Here is a 15,263-nt window from a genome sequence, read left to right as displayed (position 1 = left end):
AGCGGACAGCAGTTCCAATGGCGAAGGGCTGTCGCACGGGACACCGATTTCGAGCCTCGCGGCCTCTCATCGCGAACCGACTCGCATCGGCGACGCACCTCAAGAGGTACCGCCCCGGCACTCTAAACAGGCGCCTCAACGGCTGTCAAATGAGCGGTATGGATATCTTCAGACCGCTCCAAACGCGCCGAACACGACGGTCCGCAAGGCTGTAGCGCCTGCGAACTGTGATGCACTGCCGGTCTGCGCCGAATTGTTCTCCATCGACCGTCCATGAATGCGCGGGCCCAACCAGACGCACGGACACCGGCGACGGTGGCGCGCTTGCGTAGCACAGGGCCTGGAGTCGGCGCGACGCTCGACCGCCGAGATCATTCATGGCTGCGTCGCAGCATTGCATGAGGTCGAGCGCCGTCGCGCCTCATCGTGACGCGCGTCTGAACCGCCGCCTGCCGCGTCGCGGAACCTGCCCACGCTTCCCAGGTCACATACGCGATCGCCTAAGTGCCCGCCGCCGTTGCAGTGTCATCCGGTGAGACGAGCGCTGCCTAGTCTCGTTGCCCGTCGTCGCCGACGAGCCCTCACAGGAACCGCCGCCCATGCATTACACATCCGCGCAGATCGAAGGCGAGTTCCAGCACCTGGACGCGACGCTCGCGCGTGCGATCGCGCGGGCGGGACGCGGACTGGACTACGAGATCGAACGCCGTCTCGACGCGCACCGGCGCACGCTCAGCGACATGGTCGGCGCCGATGGCGCGGTGCTGGTGCTGGACACGGTCAACGCCGCCAAGCACGTGATGGGGCAGGAGCGCCCCGGCGATTATCTGGTGGCGATGGAGACATCGCGGCGCACCCTGGCGTTGGTCGTGCGGCGCATGCTCAGCCGCCTCGAAGCGGCCTGAGGCGGGGCTGCGCGAATCGCATGCGCCGATAACGGATCGTTCTGTAGTGCAGTGCGCGCCCGCGCCTACGATTCACCGTTCCGCCATCATTCTTTCACGAAATTTTTCTTGCGCGATCGCCACCATGGCGCGCCATCGAGCGGCGAGGCCGTTCTGGCGCGGTAGGCTGAGGAGACAATAGATGCGTGTGGACGTGTTCGTGGTCGGCGACGAGGAAGGTTACGTGGTCGCACCCGCGGGGCGGCCGTTGCCGCTGGACGAGATGTTCGCGCTGGGTGCGCTGCGCTTCGGCTGGACCATCGAGAGCACGATGGCCGCGCCGCGCCTGGACTGGCGCAGCATCGCCGCCGATATCGACGCGCGCGGCTACGGAATCGTGCCGCGCGCCGATGTGCCGGGCCTGCTGGCGACGCCGCAGCGCTGGCTGCCGGCGCTGTACCCGGAGCATCACCGGCCGTTGGCGGCTTGAGGTTCCGCGTGGCGCCGTAGCGGTCGGTGCCCGCGCTGCATTCATCTGGATAAGGCCGGGCAGGGCGGAGCCCTACCTGCCGGCGCGGCATCGGCTTACGCGCCTTTCGGCCGTTCCGGTCTCGCGCGCTGCGACGCCGTCCCGGTACAGTGCAGGCCGGTTTCCGCACAGCGCCCCCCATGTCCAAACCCGCCAGCAAGCCCGCCGCCAAGGCGCGCACCGCCTACGTCTGTTCCGAATGCGGCGCCGACCACACCAAGTGGCAGGGCCAGTGCGGCGAATGCGGGGCCTGGAACACGCTCAGCGAGTTCGTGGTCGAGCCTGCGGCCAAGGGCGGCGGGGTCGCCGCGACCCGGCGCAGCAGCTGGGCCGGCCGCGCCGACGCGCCGGCGGTCACCGCGCTCAAGGACGTGCAGCACGGCGAGGAATCGCGGGTCAGCACCGGTATCGGCGAGTTCGACCGCGTGCTCGGTGGCGGCCTGGTCCACGGCGCGGTGGTGCTGGTCGGCGGCGATCCGGGCATCGGCAAGTCGACCCTGCTGCTGCAGGCGATCGTGCGCATGGCCCAGACCCTGCCGGGCCTGTACGTGACCGGTGAGGAATCGCTGGCTCAGGTCGCCGGCCGCGGTGCGCGCCTGGGCCTGCCGCTGGACGGCGTGCACGCGCTGGCCGAAACCGGGGTCGAGCGCATTCTCGAGCATGCGGTGAAGATGAAGCCGGCGCTGATCGTGGCCGATTCGGTGCAGACCCTGTGGACCGAACAGCTCAGCGCCGCGCCGGGCTCGGTCAGCCAGGTCCGCGAAAGCGCGGCGCGGCTGGTGCGCTACGCCAAGGAGACCGGCACGGCCGTGTTCCTGGTCGGCCACGTGACCAAGGAGGGCGGCATCGCCGGCCCGCGCGTACTCGAACACATGGTCGACGCGGTGCTGTATTTCGAAGGCGAAAGCGGCAGCCGCTTCCGGGTGCTGCGCGCGTTCAAGAACCGCTTCGGCGCGGTCAACGAGCTGGGCGTATTCGCGATGGGCGACAAGGGCCTGCGCGAGGTGCCCAACCCCTCGGCGATCTTCCTGTCCGGCAGCCGAAGCCCGCAGCCGGGCAGCTGCGTGATGGTGACCCGCGAGGGCACGCGGCCGCTGCTGGTCGAGGTGCAGGCGCTGGTGGATTCCTCGCCGCTGTCGAACCCGCGCCGGGTCGCGGTCGGCATGGAGCAGAACCGGCTGGCGATGTTGCTGGCGGTGCTGCACCGCCACGGCGGGGTCGGGGTCGGCGACCAGGACGTGTTCGTCAACGTGGTCGGCGGCATCCGCGTGCAGGAAACCGCGGCCGACCTGCCGGTGCTGCTGGCGGTGCTGTCCTCATTGCGCGACCGGCCGCTGGCCGAGCAGACCGTGGCCTTCGGCGAGGTCGGCCTGTCCGGCGAAATCCGCCCGGTGCCCAACGGCGAGGAGCGGCTGAAGGAAGCGGCGACCCACGGCTTCAAGCGCGCGATCGTGCCCAAGGCCAATGCGCCCAAGAGCGGGCGGGTGGGGGAGATGACGGTGATCGCGGTGGAGCGTCTGGCCGATGCTCTGGAGGCGTCGGCGGACTGAGCGAGCGCGGCGCGCGCCTGGCGCGCCGGCGACTGGGTCAGCGGGCAGGTGCGGGAGTGGGCGCGGGCGACTGCGTCGGTGCCGAGGCCTGCGCGCGCTTGGCTTCCTCCAGCGTCGGCAGCGGAATGTCTTTTTCCTCGGTCGGCAGGCCGAGGCCCTTGCGGCTGAACTTGATGGCCTCGGGCATCGGCGGCGGTTTCAGGCCGCGTGCCAGCGCGAACATCTGGCATTTGCGCTGCCATTCGACCATATGGGGTTTTACCGGCAGCCAGAAGATGTCTTCGAGGATGGGCATGCGGCCGCGCTCGCTTGCGAACTTCGGATTGTCAGACACACGCATCTTCAAAGAAGGGTCGGCACCGCGTTGCAACAGCCAATAGGCTTTGTCGAAATTGCCCAGGCTCGCATACCAGTTGAGTACGGTGTTGTGGCCTCGATTGTCATTGAGTGTGGAATAAAGCACGTCGTTGACATCCGCGCCGCGCTCGATCAGCAGCTGCACGTTCTGCCATTGCCCGCGCAGGTAAGCCACGTACAGCAGCGATTCGTCATTGGAATTGAGCGTATTGGGATCGCCGCCGTGATCGAGCAGCAGCTTGAGGTAGACCGGGTTCTTGCTGCGCGCCGCCAGCACCATCGCATTGTTGCGGTACTGCCCGCGCTTGCGCTGCGGCTGATGCATGCGTGCGTTGGGATCGGCGCCGTTTTCCAGCAATAGGCGCAGCCCTTCGGGGTTCTCGTTGAACACCGGCCAGGCGACCAGCGGCATGTCGCCCTTGTCGAACAACTTGTCCGGGTTGATGCCCTTGTCGCGGATCATCCAGCGGATCTGCTCGGCCTTGCGCCGGTCGCTGGCCAGCGCCAGCTGCAGCGCCGGGCCCTCGAAGTAGTCGCCCGGGTCCCAGGGCAGCCGGTCGCCGCCCGGGGGCGGCATCGCCCAGCACGCGGTCAGGGCGCACAGCATCAGGCCGGCGAGCGCCAGCCCGGCGAGCAGCCGGCGGCGCAACGGCGGGGGCGGAAGCGGCAGCGTCATGGCGGCGGTCGTCCTTGGCGTGGGGCGGTCCGAATGTAACAAAGCCGACGTTTGACAGGGGCGGGGCGAAGTGGCAGTTTCGGGCCGAGCTTAGCGCCGTTCAGGGATAGAACCGCCATGTCCACGCCCGAGCAGGACCTCCCGTCGCAAACCCCGCGTACGGCCGAGGAAAAGATCGCACAGTTGCGCGATCAGCAGGCCCTGCTGACATCGATGCGCGAACGCTCGGCGACCAGCGGCGACCGCGAACTGGGCGCCCAGGCCGATGCCCTGCAACGCCAGTACCATGCCCGCGAAATGGCCGGGCTGGCGGCCGATGTCTATCGCTCCGCCGAACACGCCGGCCAGCCGCCGCCGGGTTGGTTGCGTGGCAGCGAGCATCCGGATCTGTTGCGCAAGGCCGGGTTCGATATGAGCGATCGCGAAATCGATCGCTTTCTGCAACCCGATGATTCCGCTTTCCGTGCCGAGATCTACCTTCCCGATCCCAAGGTGCTGGGGCCCGAGGCCAAGCCGGTGCTCAGCTACAAGGGCTCGAACGGTCCGGTCGTGTTCGACGAGGATGGCAAGCAGGTCACCCGTGAATCGGCCCCGGAAGACTGGATGAACAACGGGCGCCAGGGCCTGGGTCTGGAAAGCGATTACTACACTCGGGCGATGTCGCTGGCCACGGCGGTCAATCAATCGTCCATTCGCGGCAACTTCGAAATCGTCGGCCATTCCCTGGGCGGCGGCCTGGCCTCCGCCGGCTCCGCCATCACCGGCGTGCCCGCGACCACGTTCAATGCCGCCGGCCTGCACCAGGCCACGGCGCAGCGTTACGCCGACCAGAACGGCCTGAGCGTCCACAACCCCAACCAGACCGTCGTCGCCTACCAGGTCACCGGCGAAGTGCTGACCGACGTGCAGACCAGCATCGACCGCATGAACGGTCTGCGCCGGGCCGAACTCGGCCGCGTCGCCAACCAGGCCTCGGAACTGATGCGCCTGCCGGGCGCGAAGGAACTGCTGGGCCAGCAGCTCGCGCAGCACCTGCCTTACAGCCGCGAGGCGCAGTCGGATGCGCGCGGCTTGGTCGATGCCCTGGCCACCCAATCGGGCAATCGCGCCTTGCGCGACATGCCGCTCGCGGCGGGCCAGGTGCAGCCCTTGCTGACGCCGAAGACGCGCGATGCGCAAGGCAGCCTGATCGACCGCCCGCAGGCGATGTCGCTGGGCCAGGCCGGCGAATTCGCCGGGCCGCTGCTGCGCGTCGCCACGGTGTCGCTGGCCGGCGCCCAGGTCGGTCGCCAGGCCGGCGAAGTGATCGCCGGGGGCGGCCGCGTGGTCGATCGCGGGTTGGATCTGGCCGGCGACGGCGCGCGCGTGAGCTTGCAGACGACCGGTCGCGCGGCCCAGGTCGGCACGCATACCGTCGGCCAGATCACCGGCTGGCAGGTGCGCACCGGCGGCGAAGCCGTGGCCCAGGTTCAACTGGTCTCGGGCCGCGCCGCAGCCGCGGTCGATATGGTCCAGTGCGAAGGCGCCAAGTGGACCAACAGCGCCACCAACACCTTCCTGCGCGGCGCCGGACGCTGGGTGCCGATGCTCAACGACATCGCCGACCAGCGCGACCGCGCCACGGCGCAGTACTGCGAGACCCAGCGCGGCGAGGCGCGCGCGGCACTGAACGGTTCGCAGCAGGCCGCCAACCACACCCGCAGCGGCGCCCAGCAGGGCGCGCGCGCGATCGAGCAGACCGCCGATGCGGTCGGCGCCAATGTCCGCCGCGCCGCCGACGGCGCCGGCCATTCCATCGACGCCACGCTCGACGCCACCGGCTACCAGGTCCGCCGCACCACCAGCTATGCGCCGCTGGGTTTCGCCCTGACCGGCGCGACCGTGGCCGGCGTCGGCGGCGCCGCGGTCACCTTCGACCCGACCCACCCGGGCGGCATCCGCAACATCGTCCAGACCAAGGTGCTGTTCGACAACATCGGCCAGGCCGCGGGCGAGGCGGTGCAGCGCCACGGCATGGTCGACACCGTGCTGCCCAGCCTGGACTTCCGCACCCGCCAGATGGAGCAGTCGGCGCTCAAGCGCATGCCGGCGATCGCACCGCCCGCGCAGGATGCGCCGGTGCTGCCGCAGGCCCAGCCGGCGCAACGCGGCGCATCCGCGACGCCCGATGGCGACGGCGTCCTACTCAACGACCCGCGCCATTCGCAGTACCCGCTGTACCGCGGCGCCGCCCAGGGCGTGTATGCGCTCGACGCGCGCTTCGACCGCACGCCCGATCCGCGCAGCGACCAGCTCGCCGGTTCGCTCGCGGTCGCGGCGATGCGCAGCGGCATGAACGAGATCAATCACGTCGAACTCAGCCGCGACGCCAGCCGCGTGTTCGCGGTACAGGGGCGGCTGGACGATCCGGCGCGGGTCAACGCCAGCGTCGAAACCGCTCGCGGCATGGACACGCCCTTGCGCGAGAGCACCCAGCGCGCGGCCGAGATCGAAGCCGCGCGCGCGCCTGCGCTGGCCCAGAACCCGCAGCTCGAACAAAGCCAGGATCCGCAGAGCGCCGAGCGCGCGATGCGCCGCGCCTGAGTCGCTGCATACGGGTTCCGCGACGCGCCGTCGTCGCGGAACCGGCCTGCGTCGATCTCGCTGTGCGCGGGTTGCCGCGCCGCCGCAGCCACGCCCGAATTCCCCATGGCCGGATGCACGAACGCGCGCTTGCGCCGGTTCGCGGCATCGGCTGAGCTTCAAGATCCGACCGCCGTCCAACTTTGACCGGTCCGGCTGCGACCATTCGCAGGAAATGTGACTAGGGAGCGAGTTTGCCCCTCGGCCTTGGCCGAGAGTGAATTCACACGGACGAACAAGGAATGTTCGATGGCACTGCGCATATTGCTGTTGTGCACGGCGTGCAATGGACTGTCGCAGCTGGCCGCATGCCGGCTGTCGGAACTGGGCCACGACGTCGTCATCCAGGTCGCGACCGACCCCGAAACCATGCAGCAGGCGGCGCAGCGCGAGCGCCCCGACCTGATCGTGGCGCCGATGCTGAAATCGGCGATCCCCGAGGCTGTCTGGAATCGCTATACCTGCCTGATCGTGCACCCCGGCATCGTCGGCGACCGCGGTCCGTCGTCGCTGGACTGGGCGATCCTGGAAGGCGAGCGCGAGTGGGGCGTGACCGTGCTGCAGGCCGCGGCGGAGATGGACGCCGGCGATATCTGGGCCAGCGCCGGTTTCGCCATGCGCGAGGTCGGCAAGAGCGAGCTCTACCGTCACGAAGTCGCGCAGGCGGCGATGCGTGCGCTGCTGTCGGCGATCGATCGCTACGCCTCCGGTCTGTACCAGCCGCGCGCGCTCGACTATGGCGACGCCGAGGTGCGCGGACGTCTGCGCCCGTCGATGCGCGCGGCCGATCGCGCGGTCGACTGGGACCTGCCGAGCGCGACCATCCTGCGCCGCGTGCGCTGCGGCGACAGCACGCCGGGCGCGCGCGCGACGCTGGCCGGGCTGGCCTGCCAGCTCTACGGCGCCTGGCCGGAAGCGTTGCTGCGCGGGCGTCCCGGCGAGCTGCTGGCGCAGCGCGAGGGCGCGGTCTGCGTCGCCAGCGGCGACGGCGCGCTGTGGCTCAGCCATCTGCGCGCCAAGGACGGGATCAAGCTGCCGGCGGCGCAGGTGCTGGGACCGCAACGCATGGCGCGCGTGCCCGAACTGCCTTTGGAGATCGACGCGCCGGAAGGCCCGGCGACCTGGCGCGACATCCGTTACCGCGAAGACGGCGACGTCGGCTATCTGCATTTCGATTTCTACAACGGCGCCCTGTCGACCCGGCAGTGCGAGCGCCTGCGCGCCGCGTTCATGCATGCGCGCCAGCGCCCGACGCGGGTGATCGCGCTGATGGGCGGCACCGATGTCTGGAGCAATGGCATCCACCTCAACCAGATCGAGGCCGCGGACGATCCGGCCTTGGAATCGTGGCGCAACATCCTGGCGATGAATGCGCTGGTGCGCGAGATCGCGATCACCGACAGTCACCGCGTGGTGTCGGCGATGCAGGGTAATGCCGGCGCCGGCGGGGTGGTGCTGGCGCTGGCCGCGGACGAGGTCTGGGCGCGCGGCGGCGTGGTCCTGAACCCGCACTACAAGGGCATGGGCGGCTTGTACGGTTCGGAGTACTGGACCTATCTGCTGCCGCGCCGGGTCGGTGCGGCGCGCGCGCAGGAACTCACCGAAAGCCTGCGACCGCTGACCAGCGAGCACGCGGCGCGCATCGGCCTGATCGACGCGGCGTTCGGCGAGGACGGCGAGGCCTTCCGCGCGGAGGTGGAGGCGCGCGCGCAGGCGCTGGCTGAGCCGGCGGCGTGGCGCAAGGCGTTGGGACTCAAGCGCCGCCGCCGTAGCAGCGACGAACGCCGCAAGCCGCTGGAGAGCTACGCGGCCGAGGAACTCAGCCACATGTACCGCAACTTCTTCGGCCCCGACCCGGCCTACCACGACGCCCGCCGGCGTTTCGTGCGCAAGGGCGCGCCCGTGCCCGCGAGCGAACCCGCGCGCGACCTGAGGGATTCGCGCGAGACCGCCTAGCGGTTCCGTGAGCGCGATCGACGCAAACGAAAAGGGCCGGGAAATCCCGGCCCTTCGTTCTTGCGCGTGTCGCCGCGCTTAGTGGCCGCCGCCCGCGGGCGCGCCGGCCTTGGCCTGGAACGGCGGCTTGGCGAACCATACGAACACGATCACCGACAAGAAGATCAAGCCGAGCAGGTGGAAGATCTCATTGAAGCCGATCTGCGCGGCTTGGTTGGAGATCATCCGCTCCAGCATCGCCGCGCCGGCCTGCAAGTTGCCGCCGCCCATGCGGGTGGCGGTCTCGATCAGGTTGGGATCGTAGGCCGAAAGCTTCTCTGTCAGGTGGGCATGGTGGACCGCGCCGCGTTCGGTCCAGGCGTACGTGGTCAGCGAGGCAGCGAAACTGCCGCCCAGGGTGCGCATGAAGGTCGCCAGGCCGGAGCCGGCGGCGATCTCGTGCGGCTGCAGGTCCGACAGCAGGATCTGCAGCACCGGCATGAAGAACAGCGCCACACCGAAGCCTTGGAACAGCTGCACCATGGCGATGTGGTTGAAGTCGACGTCCAGGTTGAAGCCCGAACGCGCGAAGCTGGTCAGCGACATCGCGACGAAGGCCAGGGTGGCCAGCCAGCGCAGGTCGAACTTGTGCGCGTACTTGCCCACGAACGGCGTCAGCAGCACCGGTAGGATGCCGATGGGCGCGGTCGCGAAGCCGGCCCAGATCGCGGTGAAGCCCAGGTTGCGCTGCAGCCACAGCGGCACCAGGATGCCGACGGCGAAGAAGGCCGCGTAGGCGATCACCATGGCCGCGGTGCCGGCGGCGAAATTGCGGTGCCGGAACAGGCGCAGGTTGACGATCGGGTCCTTGTCGGTGAGCTCCCAGATCACGAACACCGCCAGCGCGATCGCCGACACGATCGCCAGGATCACGATCAGGTTGGAGCGGAACCAGTCCTCGTCGTTGCCCAGGTCCAGCAGGATCTGCAGCGCGCCGACGCCGATCACCAGGGTGATCAGGCCGACGTAGTCCATCTTCGGCTTTTCCAGCTTCTCCGGCCGGCCGCGCAGCTGGCTGCCGACCACCAGGCTGGCGAAGATGCCGATCGGCACGTTGATGAAGAAGATCCACTCCCAGCTGTAGTTGTCGGTGATCCAGCCGCCCAGGATCGGGCCGGCGATCGGCGCGACCACGGTGACCATCGCCAGCAGCGCGATCGCCTGTCCGCGTTTGTGCGGTGGATAGATCGAGATCAGCAGGGCCTGGGTGATCGGGTACATCGGGCCGGCGACGAAACCCTGCAGCGCGCGCGCGGCCACCAGCAGGCCCATGCTGCTGGCCAGGCCGCACAGCAGGGACGCGATCACGAACAGGAAGGTCGCCCACACGAACAGCTTGCGTTCGCCGAAGTGGCGGGTCAGCCAGCCGGTCAGCGGCAGCGCGATGGCGTTGCTGACCGCGAACGAGGTGATTACCCAGGTCGCCTGATTGGCGCTGCCGCCGAGGTTGCCGGAGATGGTCGGCAGCGAGACGTTGGCGATGGTCAGGTCGAGCACCTGCATGAACGACGCCAGCGCGAGGCCGAGCGTGGTCAGCGGAATGTTCGGTGGCCGGAAGCCGGCTTGCGGGGCGGGCGCGGCTGCGGTGGCGGTGGCGGACATGGAACGGCCTTGAGAAGGAGTGGCGCGGTGTTCGTCGCTATCGGGCCGGCGCCGTCGTCGTCGGCGGCGTCGGGTGGCGGCTGGGCGAGGCTGCCCGGCGCGGTCGCGCCAGGCAGCGGAGGCGAGCGCGGAGCCGCGCTCGCTGCGCTCAGCCGTGACGGTTCGGCAGGTTGTCGTTGACGATCTTCTCGATCAGCGCGTCGGCGTCGGCGAGCTGCTTGGCGTAGGCATCGGTGCTCAGCACCGGCTTGACCGGCGTCGAGTTGGCCAGCATCGCGCCGTCCTGGCCGCGGATGTTGACGTCGACGTGCATGCTCAGGCCCAGGCGCAGCGGATGCTCGACGACCTGCTTGCGGTCGACTTCGATGCGCACCGGCACGCGCTGCACGATCTTGATCCAGTTGCCGCTGGCGTTCTGCGCCGGCAGCAGGGCGAAGGCGCTGCCGGTGCCCATGCCGATCGCGGCGACCTTGCCGTCGTAGGTCACGTCGGAGCCGTACAGGTCGGAATGCAGTTCGACCGGCTGGCCGATGCGCATGCTGTTGAGCTGGGTTTCCTTGAAGTTGGCGTCGATCCAGACCTGTTCCAGCGGCACGATGGTCATCAGCGTCGAGCCCGGCTGCACGCGCTGGCCCAACTGCACGTTGCGCTTGGCGACGTAGCCGGACACCGGCGCGACGATCGCGGCGCGCTGCAGGTTGAGGTAGGCCTGGCGCAGTTGCGCGGCGGCGGCGGCGACCTGCGGCTGCTTGCCCAGGGTGGTGGCGTCGACCAGCGCACGGTTGCGCGACAGCGAGCCGCGCGAAGACGACAGCGTGGCCTCGGCGGCGGCGAGTTCGTCGCGGGCGTGGGCCAGTTCCTCGGCCGAGACCGCACCGCTGGCGACCAGGCCCTCGCGACGCTTCACGTCGGCGCGCGCCTTCTGCACCGCGACTTCGCGGGCGTTGAGGTCGGCCTGGCCGGCGTCGACCGCGCTGTACAGGCCGCGCACCTGGCGCACCGTGTTGGCGAGGTTGGCGACCGCCTGCTCGTAGGCGACCTGGGCGTCGTTGGGATCGAGCTGGACCAGCACCTGGCCGGCCGTCACCTTCATGCCGTCGTCGGCGCCGATGCTGACCACGGTGCCGACCGACTGCGGGGTGATGCTGACGATGTTGCCCTGGACATAGGCGTCGTCGGTGTCTTCGTGCCAGCGCGCGACCAGCAGGTACCACGCGGTCCAGGCGATCGCGGCGATCACCACCACGGCCAGCAGGATGAGCAGGAACTTGCGGCGCTTGCCGTTGCTGGGCGCGACGGCGGCCGCGGCTTGCGGATTGATCTCGGTGGTCATGGCGTGGAGGCCTTGGCGGTATCGGAATTGGAGACAGTGGTGGAAGCGACGGTGGCGGGAGCGGTCAGTACGAGTCCGCCGCCGAGCGCGCGGTCGAGTTCGATCGACGCGCTCAGCCGCTGCGCGCGCAGCGCGGTGATCTGCTGGTCGAGCTGCAGCAGCGGACGCTGCGCGGCGAGCACGTCGAGCTGGGTGCCCAGGCCGCCGCGGTAGCGCGCCGTGGCCAACTGCCAGGCCGACTGCGCGGCGTCGCGCGCCTGCTGCGCGGAGACCAACTGCGCGTCCAGCGAACGTGCGGCCTGCAGCGCATCGGCGACTTCGCGCAGGGCGCCGACCAGGCTCTGGTTGTAATTGGCGACGGCCAGATCGTAGTCGGCGTCGCTCTTGGCGAGCTGGTTGCGCAGGCGGCCGCCGTCGAAGATCGGCATGCTGATCGCGGGGCCGCCCTGCAGCAGCAACGCGTCGCTGCTGAACAGATCGGACAGGCCGCCGGAGGCCAGGCCGATCATGGCGCTGAGGTTCACGGTCGGATAGAAGTCGGCCTTGCTCGCGTCGATGCCGTGCGCGGCCGCTTCCACGCGCCAGCGCGCGGCGACCACGTCGGGACGATGGCCGAGCAGCTCGCTGGACGCGACCGCCGGGATCGCCGGCGCGGATGCGCTCAGCAGCGCCGGCTTGGCGATGCTCAGGCCGCGGTCCGGGCCCTTGCCCAGCAGCGCGGCGATCGCATTGCGGGTGGCGTCGATCTGCTGCTGCGCGGCTTGCGCCTGCTGTTCGGCGGCGGCGACCGTGCTTTCGGCGTTGCGGATCTGCAGTTGATTGTCGAGGCCGGCCTTGACGCGCTGACGGCCGAGGCCGAGCAGGCGGCTGGCGCGTTCCTTCTCGGCGAGCGCGACGTCCTGCGCCGCGTGCGCCTGCGCCAGCGACACGTAGGCGCGAGCGATGTTCGACGACAGGGTCAGACGCGCGGCCTGGCCTTCGACTTCGGCGGCGCGGGCCTGGCCCAAGGCCGATTCCCAGCGCGCGCGGTGGCCGCCCCACAGGTCGGGGCTGTACTTGAAGCTCAGCGACAGCAGCTCGACACCGCTGTAGTGGCCGCCCAGCGGTTCCGGGGCGACGGTTTCGGGGATGCGCACACCGGCGTACTGGGCGCTGGCGCCGACCGTGGGCTTGCGCGCGGCGTCGGCCAGGCCGGCCTGGGCGATCGCTTGGCGTACGCGCGCGTCGGCCGCGTCCAGGCCGGGCGTGCCGGCCAGGGCTTCGGCGATCAGGCCGTCGAGCTGCGGGTCGCCGAGCGCGGTCCACCAATCCTGTTTCGGGAAGGCGGCGTCCGATACCGCGTACGCGCCCAGGCTGCGCTGGCTTTCCAACGCATCGGCGTCGAGCGCGCGGCCTTCGGGGGACAGGCCGTGGGTACTGGCGCAGCCGGCCAGGATCAGCGCGGCGGCCAGGGCGGTGAGCAGGGGACGCAGGATGCGCCGCGGCGCGGCTGCGTTCGCTGTCGAGGCAGGAATGTTCATGGCTCAGGAACCAGAGGGAGTGAGGTTGTCGCGCACCTGTTCGAGCAGGCGCATCAGGGTATTGCGTTCGTCGTCGCTCATGCCGCTCAGGGCCTGCTCGCGCACGCGCTGGCCGCATTTGTTGATGTCTTGCCAGATCGCTATGCCGGCGTCGGTCAGCAGGATGTTGAGGGCGCGGCGATCGGTGGGGTCGGCGACGCGGGCGACGTAGCCGCGCGCTTCGAGCCGGTCGAGCAGGCGGGTCATCGCCCCGGGGTTGAGCTCGGCGGCGCGGGCCAGATCGGTCACGCCGGCGCTGCCGTCGGAGAGCTTCTTGAGGGTGATGTATTGGCTGAACGTAAGCTCGTGGCCGGCGGCAGCCAACTCGCGCTCCATCTGCGCCCACATCGCGTCGCGGACTTGACGGAACAGCAGGCCGAGGGTGGATCCGCTGCAAGCGGAGGCGGAGGAGGTTTTCATGGGGCGGCATATTGCTACCCCGTGCAATAGTTGTCAATGCAAATATTGTTACGTCAATGTAATTCTGCGTCCTGGCGATCGAACGGGCGCGCGTCGCCGGTTCCGGGACTGGGCAGTCCTGGATTTAATCCAACAAAATCAGTTGGATGTGCGGGGTTCGGTGCTCAAGCCAGCGCCGCCAGGCCGATTACATCCAGGGCGAAATGGGCCAATACCAACGGCCACAGGCGGCCGGTACGGGCGTACCAGCCCGCGAAGATCAGCCCCATCGGCACGATCCCCAGCACCCCGGTCGAGCCCTGGTAGAGGTGGTAGGCGACCCGGATCGCGGTGCTGACGTGAATCGCCGGCCACAGGCCCCAGCGTTCGCGCAGGACCACGATCACGTAGGCGCAGACGAAGATTTCCTCGTAGAAACCATTTACCGCCGAGGCCGCCAGGATCGCGGTCCAACCCACGCCCGGCGACATCGCCGCCGGCTTGAGTTCGACCCCGCCCGACAGCGCCAGCACTGCCAGCACCTGGTAGGCGACGATGGACGCGGCCATCAGCACCAGCCCGGGCAAGACATCGTGCCTTTGCGGCGGCGGTCCGAAATGCGACAACGCCCAGCCGCGTGCGCGCAGGAACCAGCCCAGCATCGCCAGCACCGTCAGTTCGATGATCAGCACGCTCCACAGCGCGGCCGCGCTGAAGGTGAACGCCGCGTCGGTCTGCGCCGACGCGCCCGACAGCACGCTCTGCAGGCTCGACAGCAGGGCCCAGCCGAACGCCAGCCCGATCACCACCACGAACTCGCTGCGCAGCGACAGCGACCGGATCCAGTGCAGCATGGGGGGCGTTCCGAGCCGGGTGGGGGTCAGGTCCGCTGCAGGACCAGTTCGAGCACGAACTTGCTGCCGAAGAACGCCAGCACCAGCAGGCCCATCGCCGCCAGCGTCCAGCGCACCGCGATGCCGCCGCGCCAGCCGTAGCGCCAGCGGCCGATCAGCAGGCCGCCGAAGGCCAGCCACGACATCACGCTGAACACGGTCTTGTGCAGCAGGTGCTGGACCAGCAGGTTCTGGACGAACAGCAGGCCGGTCAGCAGGGTCGCGGTCAGCAATACGAAGCCGACCGCGATGGTGCGGAACAGCAGCGTTTCCAGTTCCACCAGCGGCGGCAGCGCGCGCAGCCAGCCGTGGAACTCGCGCCGGCGTAGGGCGCGCTCCTGCAGCCACAGCATCAGCGCCAGCAGCGCCGCGATCGCCAGGGTCGCGTAGGCCAGCAGGGCCATCCAGGCGTGCAGTTGCAGGCGCCAGTCCAGCGGCTCGGCGACCACGTGGCCGTAGGCGTGGTAGCCGATCAGGGTCAGCGCGGCCAGCGGGAACACCACCACGCCCAGCGCGGCCATGCGCCCGGACGCTCCGACCACCGCGGTCAGCGCCGCCATGCCCAGCCCGACCAGCGACAGCGCGGCGAAGAAATGCATGTCGGCGCCGCCGGCCAGCTTCCAGGCCAGCAGGTGCGCGGCGCCGTGCAGCAGCACCGCCAGATCGGCCGGCAGCAGCCACAAGCGGGCGCTGCGCCCGCCGTCCTGGCGCACGGCCGCGACCAGCAGCCCGGTGGCGACCAGATAGAGTGCGACGGCGATGAGAACGATTGTCATCGCCGCAGTGTGGCATAGCGCGGTGCCGATCCGCAGCGGCCATCGTCCACGCGGCCGCGCCGCGCCGGCCCGGCTATACTTCGCGGCC

12 protein-coding genes are annotated in these 15,263 nt (G+C 69.7%); 5 read left to right on the top strand and 7 right to left on the bottom strand.

The genetic code is table 11. The features are described from left to right. The first annotated feature begins 599 nt into the window (after positions 1-599). From ASD78_RS12620 to radA, 3 genes are all read left to right on the top strand, one after another. Entirely contained in the window at positions 600-905 is a 306-nt protein-coding gene (locus ASD78_RS12620; protein WP_055900116.1) for a hypothetical protein, read from the top strand. Positions 906-1,086: 181 nt separating this feature from the next. Further along, positions 1,087-1,374, top strand: a complete 288-nt coding sequence (locus ASD78_RS12615; protein WP_055900113.1) for a hypothetical protein — start codon at positions 1,087-1,089, stop codon at positions 1,372-1,374. Positions 1,375-1,553: 179 nt separating this feature from the next. Beyond that, positions 1,554-2,963: a DNA repair protein RadA gene (gene radA / locus ASD78_RS12610; protein WP_055900110.1), complete on the top strand. Its 1,410-nt coding sequence runs from the start codon at positions 1,554-1,556 to the stop codon at positions 2,961-2,963. Between the two features lie 37 nt (positions 2,964-3,000). Here the strand turns inward: radA and ASD78_RS12605 are convergent, their stop codons facing one another. Next, complete coding sequence (locus tag ASD78_RS12605; RefSeq protein WP_056101846.1) at positions 3,001-3,996, bottom strand: ankyrin repeat domain-containing protein; 996 nt, start codon at positions 3,994-3,996, stop codon at positions 3,001-3,003. A gap of 117 nt (positions 3,997-4,113) precedes the next feature. Here ASD78_RS12605 and ASD78_RS12600 point away from each other — a divergent pair, with 117 nt between their 5' ends. Next, a complete protein-coding gene (locus ASD78_RS12600; protein WP_056101843.1) occupies positions 4,114-6,579 on the top strand; it encodes an XVIPCD domain-containing protein in 2,466 nt (821 codons plus the stop codon). Positions 6,580-6,867: 288 nt separating this feature from the next. Continuing rightward, entirely contained in the window at positions 6,868-8,574 is a 1,707-nt protein-coding gene (locus ASD78_RS12595; protein WP_200944173.1) for an enoyl-CoA hydratase-related protein, read from the top strand. A 78-nt stretch (positions 8,575-8,652) separates the two neighbouring features. Here the strand turns inward: ASD78_RS12595 and ASD78_RS12590 are convergent, their stop codons facing one another. The 6 genes from ASD78_RS12590 to ccsA form a co-directional block, all read right to left on the bottom strand. Continuing rightward, a complete protein-coding gene (locus ASD78_RS12590) occupies positions 8,653-10,215 on the bottom strand; it encodes a DHA2 family efflux MFS transporter permease subunit (RefSeq protein WP_055900101.1) in 1,563 nt (520 codons plus the stop codon). A gap of 148 nt (positions 10,216-10,363) precedes the next feature. Continuing rightward, positions 10,364-11,548 (bottom strand): efflux RND transporter periplasmic adaptor subunit, encoded by a 1,185-nt coding sequence (locus ASD78_RS12585; RefSeq protein WP_055900098.1) that lies wholly within the window; start codon positions 11,546-11,548, stop codon positions 10,364-10,366. Further along, on the bottom strand, positions 11,545-13,068 hold the full coding sequence (locus tag ASD78_RS12580) for an efflux transporter outer membrane subunit (protein ID WP_055900095.1): 1,524 nt from the start codon (positions 13,066-13,068) through the stop codon (positions 11,545-11,547). The genes ASD78_RS12585 and ASD78_RS12580 overlap by 4 nt, the downstream gene beginning before the upstream one ends. Positions 13,069-13,071: 3 nt before the next feature. Then, positions 13,072-13,527: a MarR family transcriptional regulator gene (locus tag ASD78_RS12575; RefSeq protein ID WP_056101840.1), complete on the bottom strand. Its 456-nt coding sequence runs from the start codon at positions 13,525-13,527 to the stop codon at positions 13,072-13,074. Positions 13,528-13,691: 164 nt separating this feature from the next. Beyond that, positions 13,692-14,360, bottom strand: a complete 669-nt coding sequence (locus ASD78_RS12570; protein ID WP_056101836.1) for a CPBP family intramembrane glutamic endopeptidase — start codon at positions 14,358-14,360, stop codon at positions 13,692-13,694. Positions 14,361-14,386: 26 nt separating this feature from the next. Beyond that, complete coding sequence (ccsA, locus tag ASD78_RS12565) at positions 14,387-15,175, bottom strand: cytochrome c biogenesis protein CcsA (protein WP_055900086.1); 789 nt, start codon at positions 15,173-15,175, stop codon at positions 14,387-14,389. Positions 15,176-15,263 lie beyond the last annotated feature (88 nt).

The sequence above is a fragment of the Lysobacter sp. Root667 genome (assembly GCF_001427715.1).
Lineage (GTDB): Bacteria > Pseudomonadota > Gammaproteobacteria > Xanthomonadales > Xanthomonadaceae > Lysobacter.
The sequence above is the reverse complement of the archived record's forward strand: the minus strand, read 5'-3'. Positions and strand labels throughout refer to the sequence as shown.

Bases quoted from the DNA above. Each gene is read 5' to 3' on its own strand.
- ASD78_RS12605 (WP_056101846.1), bottom strand. From the start codon at position 3,996: ATGACGCTGCCGCTTCCGCCCCCGCCGTTGCGCCGCCGGCTGCTCGCC.
- ASD78_RS12595 (WP_200944173.1), top strand. From the start codon at position 6,868: ATGGCACTGCGCATATTGCTGTTGTGCACGGCGTGCAATGGACTGTCG.
- ccsA (WP_055900086.1), bottom strand. From the start codon at position 15,175: ATGACAATCGTTCTCATCGCCGTCGCACTCTATCTGGTCGCCACCGGG.
- ASD78_RS12600 (WP_056101843.1), top strand. From the start codon at position 4,114: ATGTCCACGCCCGAGCAGGACCTCCCGTCGCAAACCCCGCGTACGGCC.
- ASD78_RS12575 (WP_056101840.1), bottom strand. From the start codon at position 13,527: ATGAAAACCTCCTCCGCCTCCGCTTGCAGCGGATCCACCCTCGGCCTG.
- ASD78_RS12590 (WP_055900101.1), bottom strand. From the start codon at position 10,215: ATGTCCGCCACCGCCACCGCAGCCGCGCCCGCCCCGCAAGCCGGCTTC.
- radA (WP_055900110.1), top strand. From the start codon at position 1,554: ATGTCCAAACCCGCCAGCAAGCCCGCCGCCAAGGCGCGCACCGCCTAC.
- ASD78_RS12585 (WP_055900098.1), bottom strand. From the start codon at position 11,548: ATGACCACCGAGATCAATCCGCAAGCCGCGGCCGCCGTCGCGCCCAGC.
- ASD78_RS12570 (WP_056101836.1), bottom strand. From the start codon at position 14,360: ATGCTGCACTGGATCCGGTCGCTGTCGCTGCGCAGCGAGTTCGTGGTG.
- ASD78_RS12580 (WP_055900095.1), bottom strand. From the start codon at position 13,068: ATGAACATTCCTGCCTCGACAGCGAACGCAGCCGCGCCGCGGCGCATC.
- ASD78_RS12615 (WP_055900113.1), top strand. From the start codon at position 1,087: ATGCGTGTGGACGTGTTCGTGGTCGGCGACGAGGAAGGTTACGTGGTC.
- ASD78_RS12620 (WP_055900116.1), top strand. From the start codon at position 600: ATGCATTACACATCCGCGCAGATCGAAGGCGAGTTCCAGCACCTGGAC.